General features: G+C 34.7%; 12 protein-coding genes and 1 pseudogene. 6 read left to right on the forward strand and 7 right to left on the reverse strand.

The window, feature by feature from the left end; genetic code table 11:
* The first annotated feature begins 290 nt into the window (after positions 1-290).
* The 3 genes from AC3DU7_RS07900 to AC3DU7_RS07910 are packed head-to-tail and all read left to right on the forward strand — an operon-like array spanning position 291 to position 2428.
* Positions 291-971 (forward strand): ADP-ribosylation factor-like protein, encoded by a 681-nt coding sequence (locus AC3DU7_RS07900; RefSeq protein ID WP_488038806.1) that lies wholly within the window; start codon positions 291-293, stop codon positions 969-971.
* Positions 972-979: 8 nt separating this feature from the next.
* On the forward strand, positions 980-1570 hold the full coding sequence (locus tag AC3DU7_RS07905) for a hypothetical protein (RefSeq protein WP_488038807.1): 591 nt from the start codon (positions 980-982) through the stop codon (positions 1568-1570).
* A 9-nt stretch (positions 1571-1579) separates the two neighbouring features.
* Complete coding sequence (locus tag AC3DU7_RS07910) at positions 1580-2428, forward strand: hypothetical protein (RefSeq protein WP_488038808.1); 849 nt, start codon at positions 1580-1582, stop codon at positions 2426-2428.
* Between the two features lie 46 nt (positions 2429-2474).
* Here the strand turns inward: AC3DU7_RS07910 and AC3DU7_RS07915 are convergent, their stop codons facing one another.
* The 3 genes from AC3DU7_RS07915 to AC3DU7_RS07925 all read right to left on the reverse strand — a co-directional run bounded on the left by AC3DU7_RS07915 (position 2475) and on the right by AC3DU7_RS07925 (position 3444).
* The gene (locus tag AC3DU7_RS07915; protein ID WP_488038809.1) at positions 2475-2795 is read right to left on the reverse strand and encodes a DUF5615 family PIN-like protein; all 321 of its coding nucleotides are present in this window, start codon (positions 2793-2795) and stop codon (positions 2475-2477) included.
* A gap of 1 nt (position 2796) precedes the next feature.
* Entirely contained in the window at positions 2797-3015 is a 219-nt protein-coding gene (locus tag AC3DU7_RS07920; RefSeq protein ID WP_488038810.1) for a DUF433 domain-containing protein, read from the reverse strand.
* Between the two features lie 246 nt (positions 3016-3261).
* Positions 3262-3444 (reverse strand): hypothetical protein, encoded by a 183-nt coding sequence (locus AC3DU7_RS07925; protein ID WP_488038811.1) that lies wholly within the window; start codon positions 3442-3444, stop codon positions 3262-3264.
* 72 nt (positions 3445-3516) lie between these two features.
* On the opposite strand from AC3DU7_RS07925, the gene AC3DU7_RS07930 reads away from it, so the two are divergent.
* The 3 genes from AC3DU7_RS07930 to AC3DU7_RS07940 all read left to right on the forward strand — a co-directional run bounded on the left by AC3DU7_RS07930 (position 3517) and on the right by AC3DU7_RS07940 (position 9195).
* Positions 3517-4185: a TetR/AcrR family transcriptional regulator gene (locus AC3DU7_RS07930; RefSeq protein WP_488038812.1), complete on the forward strand. Its 669-nt coding sequence runs from the start codon at positions 3517-3519 to the stop codon at positions 4183-4185.
* 1007 nt (positions 4186-5192) lie between these two features.
* Entirely contained in the window at positions 5193-6569 is a 1377-nt protein-coding gene (gene opcA, locus AC3DU7_RS07935) for a glucose-6-phosphate dehydrogenase assembly protein OpcA (RefSeq protein ID WP_488038813.1), read from the forward strand.
* Positions 6570-6936: 367 nt separating this feature from the next.
* Positions 6937-9195, forward strand: coding sequence for a WD40 repeat domain-containing protein (locus AC3DU7_RS07940; protein ID WP_488038814.1), 2259 nt, complete (start codon positions 6937-6939; stop codon positions 9193-9195).
* Positions 9196-9611: 416 nt separating this feature from the next.
* Here AC3DU7_RS07940 and AC3DU7_RS07945 read toward each other — a convergent pair whose 3' ends face one another.
* From AC3DU7_RS07945 to AC3DU7_RS07960, 4 genes and pseudogenes are all read right to left on the reverse strand, one after another.
* Positions 9612-9860, reverse strand: coding sequence for a hypothetical protein (locus tag AC3DU7_RS07945; RefSeq protein ID WP_488038815.1), 249 nt, complete (start codon positions 9858-9860; stop codon positions 9612-9614).
* Between the two features lie 11 nt (positions 9861-9871).
* A complete protein-coding gene (locus AC3DU7_RS07950; RefSeq protein WP_488038816.1) occupies positions 9872-10450 on the reverse strand; it encodes a hypothetical protein in 579 nt (192 codons plus the stop codon).
* Positions 10451-10468: 18 nt separating this feature from the next.
* Positions 10469-11011, reverse strand: a complete 543-nt coding sequence (locus tag AC3DU7_RS07955) for a DUF4279 domain-containing protein (protein WP_488038817.1) — start codon at positions 11009-11011, stop codon at positions 10469-10471.
* 385 nt (positions 11012-11396) lie between these two features.
* Positions 11397-11630, reverse strand: a pseudogene (locus AC3DU7_RS07960) (selenide, water dikinase SelD); the annotation flags it as partial.

An 11630-nucleotide genomic window follows, 5' to 3' on the forward strand; every position in this document is an offset into this window, starting at 1 on the left:
AGAAGAAGTAGATAATTATCCGGATATTACCCGCCTATGAAGAATACTTAACTGTAATTCCTGAGAATCTGCCACTATTAATGGTGGTCATAATTTCGATGATTGTTACGGTTATAGTCGTTCTCAACGTTATTATCGTCGCCCTGTTAGTTATCACTATAGTCGTCCTGTACGTTACAGCTATAGACCTTACGATTGCTACTAAAAATTAGCGATGTAATTACTAACTAAATATAGTGTAGAGAAATTTCATAACTTCCTTGCTTACTATCTCAAAATAGTGAATATATATGGAATGGCATACAAGTTTAAAAGATGACAATTCATTTTTCGACAAAATAGATATTGATTTATTTGGAATTAATCTGGGAATTTTAGGGGTTGATAATTGCGGAAAATCAGTGTTGTATAAGTTTATCCTTACCCATAAATTAGTGCATGGTATTGAGAGTACAAGTACCAGAGAAAACGAGGAAACAATAAAAATAAAATTTAAACATTCAAAAGAATCAATTATTAAATTAAGAAATTTTTTTGATGTAGGTGGTCAACGCGACCTCTATGATTTGAAAAAAGATACTTTTAATCAGAGCTATTGTATTATTTATGTTGTTAGAAGTGATTTATTGCTTAATCTTACAGGTAATCAGTATGATAGAAAAAAGTACAAAGCTGCTCTAGAAGTAGATTTTAATCATTTTTGTCAGTGGCAAAGAGATTTAAAGTTCTGGCAAGGAAAATCATTCTCAAAGTTAATTATAGTTGGTAATCATTTTGGTGAAATTGACAATGAAGAGAGTGTCTCTCGTTATTTAAGTTCACGTTATCACAGAAATTTTAGGGATCGTTTTACAGAGATTACTGGTGGTCTAGATTTTCCAAAAACAAAAATTGAATGGGTCACTGGAAGTCTTGTTTCTCAAAATTTTGCTAGTCAATTAGTTCTCGGAATACTTAAATCCTTAATCTAAAAAGTAACATGAATACTGATTTGTATTTTTATATTGTAAATTACAATAAAAATATTTCTATTTATATTGTCAAAAATACCAGAACTGTTGACTCGGATAGTATAGAAGGTCAAGAAGTAATTAAAAGTATTGATAAATTAAATGTTGCTGGAATTGCGGAAGTTACAGAAAATCAAATAAATATTTTGTCTAGTAATTTAGACTTTTATATTGAAGCTATGACTAATAAGTTAGATGCAACTAAACGCCCGGCAAAAATAGGCATTAAAGGGAAATTACCTGGATCATCTTTAAATTACAACTTTGAAGACTGGGTTTTTGAAATTAGAAACAAAATTCAAGACTTTGCTGAAAAAATTGAACAACCAATTCAAGAAAATCAGTTAGAAACCATAGAGTTTAATTTGCGTGAGATTTATTATAAAAATCAAGACAAAAGAAAATTTTTACGCATAGGTAAACTATTAATAAAAATTTTTACTCCTGTAATACTAACCTTAATAATCATCAAATACTTTTTTAGTGAAATTGAGTTAATTTTAGTAGGATTGTTAATTTCTATAAATAACATTATTATGTTACTAATAAGAGATAAATAAAGGAGATATATGACAGAAGAATATTCTTTTCCTTATGGATATGAAGCAAATATTCCAGTTGATAATCCTGGTAAACGCCAAGTTATTTTAGTTTTACCTACAGGTATGGCTGAGAGAATTAAGTATGAGCCAGCTTATAGAAAATCAAAAAATTCAATTTTAATGAAGGGAACTAATAAAATAAAAAATGGGTTGTGTATCGTAGAAGAATCTATTGATTTATACGATGAAAGTAGTCAAAGTTTTTTACAATCCTTACAGCAAAAAGGTTTGATTGAGCCGGGGAATATTCTTATTCAAAACGCCTATAATCCTAACGATTATTTAAAATTTGATGCAGAAAAAATTAAGACTGAAGTTATTTTCACAAAATGGCAACACTACACAACAGTTGCTGGTTACTTGGGTGCGAAAAAAGTTGAATTAATTAATCAAAAAGATCGAGAGTTTGAGTCTAATAAAGATTTCAATTTGAAATCGAATTTTAGTATTTTTGACTTGTTCAATACAGGTGGAGAATCTTTTACTAAAAGTGTAGAAAAAGAACTCTACAAAATATCAGCAGAATTTAAAGGCTCTCTTCCAGATATAGAATCGGCTAAACAATACATTTCTGAAAACTTTTTGTCTCAAGACAAAGACATTAATTTTCTAGTTAAAAATCGTGAAAAAAAGAACCTAATGTTAAGGTTTGAACAAAATTTAAACTTATTTTCACAAATTGAAAACGGTTTTAGTTTAGCAATGAATATAAAAGTACCCGAATATTTAGTAGATGGAAAAGGGGAGTATAAACAAACTAACAAAAAAATTGAAAAGTTTATTACAAAAGTTGTTTTAACTTTTTCTGCATCCTAAAGGGTAAATATGAAAATAACTCAAATTTTTTCTTAAAATTCTACTTCTATAAACTAATAACTCTAGCTTCTCCTTTAGATACTGTAGCTAGAACATCTATAACTTTTGGCATTAAAATTTTCAAATCTACTAAACGATTTGAAGGTGCTTGTAAAACAATTACTGCAATATTGAACTGTGGTAAATTCAACTGAAATGATAAGTTACGGTCAACTGTAACAAACACATCAAATTGTGTTTCTGCAAGAGCAAGAAGTTGACCATTTTTTGTTCCTGACCATCCCATCTGAGGCACAGTTTTTACTTCATAGTCAACAAACTCTCTTGCTAACTTACGATCTATACATTCATCCAAAAGAATCTTCATTCTATGCTACTACACGAATAATTTGTTTTCCTATTTCTTCTAATAATTCAATCACTTGTTCTTGAGTAACGCTAGGAAAACCATCAAGAAAATCATCAATAGACTCTCCTGCTTTTAAATAGTCAAAAAGTGTTTCTACTGGCACTCTCGTTCCAGCAAAAACTGGGGTGCCTCCCATAATTTCAGGAGAGGTACTAATTATTTGAAAGTTTTTAAACATACATAACTTCTCCATCTTGACAACTGATAACTGAAAGAGTGCCTCCCATAATTTCAGGAGACTTACTAATTATTGAAGAGTTTTCAAACATAATTTTTCCATCTTGACAGTGTATATCTGTATTTTACCTCTAGAAAACTCTTTGGGAAGTTTCTCCAATAAAAATACTAATGGCTAATTTATCTTCCTTTACTAATACTAGCCATCAGTAGTGAAAATTTTGATACTTAAATACTACTAGCAAGATTATTCTGAAATTTCGGAAATATTGCCCTTATTTTGAGAGCGATAGAACTCCGTTCCGCTTGCGCGATCGCCAACCTTTTCTATCCAGTTTAATAACCGCTTTGAGGCTTGTAGCTTACCGTTGATAACTACGTCAGATAAGACAATTGTGCTTGCCAATATGGAGAAACAAATTATACTCATATTACTAATTCTATACTTAGACTAGACCGTATAGTTTGATTATATTTACAATATATAACTACAAGTTTGATAATGTCAACTCAGAAAGAAAAAAAATCTCAAGGAAAAAAGTTAATGACCAAAATCAAGAGGCTGAAAAAACAAGGCCAGGGTGCTGTCGGCAAAGCAGAACAAATATTAAGAGGAGCAATACCAGAATTTCTCAAGAATGGTTATGCTTGTACCAGTATGGACAAAGTAGCCAAAGCAGCAGGGGTATCGAAACAGACACTATATAGTCATTTCACAGATAAAGAAGGATTATTCAAAGCTTTAGTCAAGCGAATAGCTACCAAAAAATTTAATTTTGTCTGGTCACAACCACTTGAAGGAGAACCGGAACAAGTATTGCGCAATTTAGCGGATAGATTACTCACAGAAAATATCAATGATACTGAATATTTAGAATTTGTTAGATTAATTATTGCTGAGTCAGGAAAATATCCAGATTTATCCAAGTTATTTTTAACTCAAATAGCAAAACCAGCAGTAGAAATTCTGACAAAATATTTGCAAGAACATCAAGAATTAAACCTTGACGATCCAGAAGCAACTGCTAAAATTTTTGTTGGTTCTTTAGTATACTTTATTCTGAATCAAAAAGTACTCCATGGTATGGAAGTAATGCCAATGGAAGCTAGTCGTTATATTGATAATTTAGTAGCTTTAGTTTCTAGTAAAACCAAAAACAAAATGCTTTGAAGAAGGTGTTAGGTGTTAGGTTTTAGGTAGTAGGTGATTCAACAATTAATAATTAATAATTACCTCTTCTTTATCAAGGAGAGGATTGACTCAGTTGACAATACATAGTAAGGTTTTAGATTTGAAGAGAAGTAACTTAAATCAAATCCAATCAAAATCATAGCAATAATTATTAACTACATTGAGAGATATCTAAACACTATTGAAAATTAACATAATATGATTAGCGATTAAAAAATTCGGGGTAAAATTTATTAAAAAAAGTTTAAATTACAGGGTAATGGGAAATAACTTTTTTTTAGTAAAATAGGTATAATTTGCCAATTTACGCTATCCTATATAATCAAAAGTCTACTTATTGACATACTCTCCGGCCTAAAAGCACGGAGATTCTCCTGAAACCCGGATTCTTGGCTAACTGAGTCCACTTAAACTAATTACCTTGCGATACCTAGCCCAGAGATGGTTTTCTCCCCAAGCGTTTGCTCTATTCCAAGAGCCTGTTCCCGTATGCCCTACGGTACAGTTCAAACCTCAAAATTTTTGGTTCTCTGATACTTGTTGCTTATAGCTTTTCCATGTACAAGTATTCGGTGTACAAAACCCCATAACTCTTCTCTTGGTCAGCATTCCCTCACAGGAGTCGGCGTTCCGCAAGCGAGCTGTCGGCGGCGCGGGGTCCGACCGCTTGCGCCTAACGGCGACGCGGGGTCTGACCGCAATTTTCAAGGTGCAAACGCTACAATTTAGGTAGCTATAGGTTTTTAGAGTGGTTGAATACCTTTCCGCTTTTTCAATTATAGCATAAAGTCCCCCTAAAAGGGCTTTAAACCCAATTTTTCGGTAACAATCTACTTAGTAATAGTTAGGCAAGAAAGTATGGCATAAATACTCAAATCAGTCTCGAAGACTAAGGACAAGTGCCAAAATCACGACAAGATTACCAAGTATAATTACCATCAACAGATTAAATCAAGAAAAACTAATACTAAGGACAAACAAAAAAAATGACTACACCAATTGTCGCCTTACAACAACCAAAAGATATCTCTCTAGGAGAAATAGAAGAAGAATTAAGTAAAATTTGGCTTAGTCAAAATGGAGGAAAATCAGCACCCATTGCTACCAGAGCTGCTACCTTTAGCATGGTAATATACGAACCGGAAGAATTTCAACAATTGCTAGGGGGATTAGGATTCTACGAAGGCCCCATTGATGGCATTCACGGGCCAAAAACCAGGGATGGAATTAGAAATGCACAAAATACATATAAACTGCCAATCACGGGTAGAGTAGACCCAGAAACTTTAGCCAAATTGCGCGAAGAATTTGCCAAACAACCAGAAGACAGACAACAAGTGGCAAATATTAATGTCAGAGGATTTAGTCTAGCAGATGCGATCGCAGCTCAAAACCCCTGTCGTATAGTTACTCTATGCCCAAATATTGGAGAAGAAGATACAGGAGTAACAGCTCAAGTATCTGCCTACTGCCCAATTCAGAAGCGAAGTACCTCAAATCTAGTTTGTAGTGAATATGTCACTCTACGGGGAACAAAATCAGCAATGGAAAGGGTAGGTGAAACAGTAACATCATTAATGATTCCCGATCTACCCAAATTCGTATGGTGGAAAGCAACTCCCAACACAGACCAGGAATTATTTCGGAGTTTGTGTGAGGCCAGTAATTGCATAGTTATGGACTCCTGCTACTTCTCCGATCCAGAATCGGAGTTTTTAAAGATGCAGGAGTTGATTGATAACGAAACTTATATTGCCGATCTAAACTGGCATCGTCTTTCAGCTTGGCAAGAATTAACTGCCGCTACTTTTGATCCTCCCAAACGACGGGCAGCTTTATGGGAAATTGACACTATTACACTTGACTATGAAAAAGGAAATGCTGCTCAAGCACTAATGTTTTTAGGTTGGTTTGCTAGTCGTCTTGATTGGAAACCAGTTTCTTATGCAGAAGTAGGTGGTGACTATGATATTACTCATATAAAATTTCATGGGCAAAATAATCAAGAAATTGTTGCCGAATTAGCAGCTATTCCTACTGCTGACTTTGGTGAAATTCCTGGAGACTTAGTAGGAGTGCGTTTGGGTTCGACTAATCCTGATGCTGATATTAATTGTTGCACAATTTTGTGTTCTGAAACTACTGGTTGTATGCGTTTAGAATCTGGCGGTAAGGCGCAGTCTTGTCTGACAGAGCAGGTAACAGCATTAACGGATCAGAAGGCAGAAGCGTTGATGGCACAACAGTTACAACATTGGGGAAGGGATGTTTTATATGAGGAAAGTTTAGCAATGACAGCACAGATGCTGGAGTTAAATAAGCAATCAGTAATCAGCAGTCAGCAGTCAGCAGTAAATGTTTAGCAGGAGATTTCAACCTCTCCGCGCACCTTCCGATTTACAGAAACTGGGAGTGTAATAGGGGATGAGGAATAAATTTGTTCAAAAGGAAGGAACGAACTAATCTGTACGGACGTTGCATGCAACGTCCCTACCTATTCCCTATTTCCTAAGCACAAAATCATAGCTAAATTCACCAACACCTGATTTTTTAATTTTGACTGATATAGCAGTGTGTGCTGGTATATTTACAAATTTCAGGAACTGCCCAATAGCTAAAAGTCTTATCTTATCAGCCTCTTATCCTCCCTATTGCCTATTGCCTATTGCCTATTGCCTGCGCACAGCGCTATAACTGATAACTGATAACTGATCTAGAGGAGTGTAATGAATGAGTGAAGTTCGTAACTGGTTGAAAAGTATTCCTGCTCAAGACAAAAAAACTGCTGTTCAAATGAGAGTTGGGGAGTTATTAGAAGCTGGAAATTTTCAACAGTTATATCAATATTTAATAGATTTTGATTTTATTAAGGCTAAAATTGCTGTCGATGACCTCCAGGTATTAATAGAGGATTATAACTCAGTATTACACCCTTCAAAACCCTCAGATATAAATGCTCAACAAATAGAGACTTTGAGATTAATTCAAGGAGTAATTCGTCTCTCAGAAGATCTTCTTAAAAAAGATAAAAAACAACTAATCGAACAACTTTGGAGTCGTTTAGTAGGCATTGAAAATCCAGATATTCAAAACTTATTAAAACGGGCAAAAAAAAGTAGAAGAACTGCTTGGTTACGTCCTTTAGTTCAGACTTTCGCGCCCCCCGATACAGAATTAATTCGTACTATCAAAGGTCATACAGAAATTATCAATACTGTAGTAGTTACAGCAGATAATAAACAAATAATTTCCGGTGCTAGAGATAATCAAATTAAAGTGTGGAATCTGGAAACAGGAAAAGAAGAATTTACTCTCACTGGTCATAAAAAAGAAGTCACATCATTAGCAGTAACATCTGATAGAAAACTACTTATTTCAGCCTCAGCAGATGAAACAATAAAAATTTGGGATTTAATCGAAAAAAAACAAATAATTACCCTAAATAGACATGATGCACCAGTAACTTCAGTAGTTCTTACACCAGACGAAAAAGAATTAATTTCTAGTTCTGATGATGGAACTATTAAAATCTGGAATCTACAAACAGGGGAACTTCTTCACTCTATTAAAGCCCATAAAGCAGAAGTAAAATCTGTCACAATTACACAGGATGGAAAAAAAATAATTTCAGCTTCCTTTGACAAAACTATCAAAGTTTGGAGTCGAAAAACAAGGAAATTAATTAAGACACTTAAAGGTCATACTGCAGAAGTTGAAGGAGCGGCAGTTACGCCAGATGGAAAGCGAGTTATTGGGTACGACCTTGATGGAGAATGGGAGTACTTGTTCGGTTGGATTTATGTTTGGGATATAAAAACAGGAGAAGAAATATTTCGATTATCTGGTCATGATAGTGTAGTTGAATCTGTAGCAGTAACTCCCGATGGTAAACACTTAGTTTCTGCATCCGGTGATTCAACAATTAAAGTTTGGGATTTAGAAACAGGAAAAGAAATTGCTACTTTTAGAGACCATCGTCGTTATGTAAATGATATTGTCATTACAAAAGATGGAAAACTGGCAATTTCTTGTGGTTCTGAGGCTAGTATAAAAGTTTGGGATTTAACAAAAGTTTGGGAAAATAATCGAATAAATTATACTCCTATTGGTCATATAGAAGAGATTAATGCTGTTGCTATTGCTCCTAATGGTAAATGGGCAATTTCTGCTGCTTGTGACTTTAGATTAAAAGTCTGGGATTTAACAAATTTTTCTGAAGTTTGTACTATAGAAATAGAAGGCTTTAGAGTAGTACATTGTTTTGCAATTACTCCAGATAGTAAACAGATATTTCTTGGTTTTAGCAGTTCAGAACCTAGTACTGAAATCAGAAAAATGAAATGTCGTAATCCCAGAACTCAACAAGAAACTTATGCTTTTTTATCCCCTTTACATTTAGGGAATTTTATGGTAGTAACCCCAGAAGGTGAAGCTCTTATTTCTGGATATTGGGGAAACCGTGGAATGAAGATTTGGGATTTAGAATTAAAGCAAGAAGTTGGGTATTTAGGAGGTCATGAAGAGGAGGTATCTTGTATAGCAATAAGTCCTAATGGTAAGTATGTAATTTCAGGTTCTCACGATACAAATGTTATGGTTTGGGATTTAGAAACAGAAGAAAGAGTTTTGGTTTTGACTGGTCATGTTGGCTTCGTTAATTCTGTGGCAGTGACTCCTGATAATAAGTATGTTATTTCAAGTTCTTATGATTATGATGTGAGAGTTTGGAATTTGGAAACAGGTGATAAAGTTGGTGTGTTCAGAGGTCATGAAGGAACTGTATTAGATGTTGTAGGATTAGCAAATAGTCGAGCTATCTCTGCTTCGGAAGATAAGACTTTGAAATTGTGGGATTTAACAACTAAAAAGGCGATCGCTACTTTCATTGGAAGTAGTGGATTCAAACGTTGTGCAGTTGCACCGGATGGGAGAACTATTGTTGCTGGTGATTATTTTGGGAGATTACATTTTTTGTACTTAGAAGGTTAGTGGTAGAGCGGGGGAGTAGGGAGTGGGGGAGTCCAGTAGGGTGTGTTAGCGGAGCGTAACGCACCGCAAAGTAGTAGACCGACTAAAATGGTGCGTTACGACCGATTGTTAAATCCCTTTCATAGTCTGAATTTAAGCCGTCTAACTGAGCCTACAAAATTTACTGAGTTTTACAGCGCTTTTCATAATGGATAATTAGAGTAGTCCAGTAGGGTGTGTTAGCGGAGCGTAACGCACCGCAAAGTAGTAGACCGACTAAAATGGTGCGTTACGACCGATTGTTAAATCCCTTTCATAGTCTAAATTTAAACCGTCTAACTGAGCCTACAAAATTTACTACTGTCCATCAAGCGTAACGCACCGCAAAGTAGTAGACCGACTAAAATGGTGCGTTACGACCGATTGTTAAATTCCTTTCATCCTCTGAATTTAAGCCGTCTAACGCACCCTACAAAATTTACTTTTTCTAGTCGCGATCGTGGGTCGTAGAAGTATTCAGTTACTTTGCCTTCTTGGTCGGTAGTGTTTTGGCGCTGACCTAGAGCATTGTAGCTGGTCTTAGTGCTGCTTCCATCATGGAAGATGGTTTCGGTGAGTTGACCTAATTCATTGTAGACAAATTGAGTGGTATGGTTGAGAGGGTCAGTTTCAGTAGTTGTTCGCAATAAAAAGGATATTACTGGTAATTACCATCATCAAAGAAAAATAGTACAAGATGAGATATCAAACGTGTATATGTTTCTAGTAAGTAATTATAATTATGAGATACTGGTGTTTCTGACAGAATTTTAGTCGATATTTTACTCATTAATTCATTCTTCCGAACTATATCTTTTTTTTCAGCATCACTTAAGCTGTCATCAAAAAATAACAGCTTTTCTAATGCAATTAACCCTTGATTTAACTCATCTAAATTAAGGTTTTCAATACTATTTTTGATGGCTGTAGCTAGGGGTAATAAGCCAGTCTGAGCAGAACTACATCCTATTACTGCTACTAAACTTCCTGTATCCTTATTCTTGGCTTCGATTTCTTCTTGAAGATAGGGTACAATCTCAGATAATTCAGTTTCATCTAAAAAAAGTTCTATCAAATCTGGAGATAGCATCCCTTTGAATTGCTCAAATCTTTCATCTCTAGATAATTTTAAAGAATACATCTCTAAAATGAATCCTATGTCCGTTATAGCATTGCGACGAACTTTATCATCGCAGGATTTCAATTTCTCTATTAGCTCTACAACTTTTTTGTTCATATATTTTATCCTAAGCCGTTACAAGAAATCTGGAGGGCCTGGCAATTTTTTTCCATCCATATCATAATAGGAGACTTCATTGCCATCATCTGTAAACATACACATTTGTGGGTTGTCTATGCTTGGTTGTACATCAATTGCAAAATCTACATCTATAGATATTTGTGATAATTTTCGGAGTAGCTTATTTGTAAGTCGAAACTGAATGCAGAGGAGTTCTGGATCGTCTGTATGTATATTACAATCAATTACGCTCCAATAACCCAATTTTTGAAACTCTTGAAAAGCAGACCTAACTGGGTAAAGCTTTCCTACCCAAAATTCTAATTGTTTATCTAGAGGAAGTCTAAGTTGCTTAGAAGTTAAAAAATTTTTCCAACAATCAAGATTCCACCTGGGATCAAAAGTTCTTGGACCACTATCTGCGAGTATAGTCCTGAGAGGGTCTGTTTGAAGAAGTACTGAACTGGGTGAAAACTTCAGTTTTTCAGTTATTAATTCCGTATCAAGATTTTCACCAAATATTAAAAAATAAGTCTGTACCCTTATAAAATTGGACATAACATATACTCCTGCTCAAAAATTACTTGAATTTTTTTGTTTATTAATAGAGTTGTTGGGAAAGAAAAATTTAAAATGCTCAAAGGCTTACTGTATAAGGTCTTCATGATTTCATGAAAAATGCTATAAACTTTGACTGATAAAGGATTTAGCTATTTTTTAGCTTAATTTTCAACAACTATAATATAGGGTAATACTATCGGAAATTTTTTAGATAATTCAAAAATTTGCATAGCTCCAATAAAAGCCTTATGATTAACTTTTAAATCCTTATGACTTTGAATCAACTCATTCTTTACTGTAATTTTCTCCTCACTACAACTCTATTTTATTATTAATTCCCCCACTCCCCCGCTCCCCTACTCCCCCACTCCCCCACTCCCTACTAACAAATCTTAATTGGCAGTACTCCCGTATCCAACATTACTACTCTACCAATAATTCTACTTTCAGAATATTCCTGCTGTAACGCCTGCAAACAAGCACTCGCTGACTCCGCAGGTACAGCAGCAAGCAACCCCCCAGAAGTCTGTGGGTCAAACAACAATGGATAAAGAATATGACTACTTACCTGCTCCGAATTTTGAATAGATGCAGACATCCGCAGATTTTCCGGATA

Source organism: Okeania sp., from assembly GCF_983059655.1.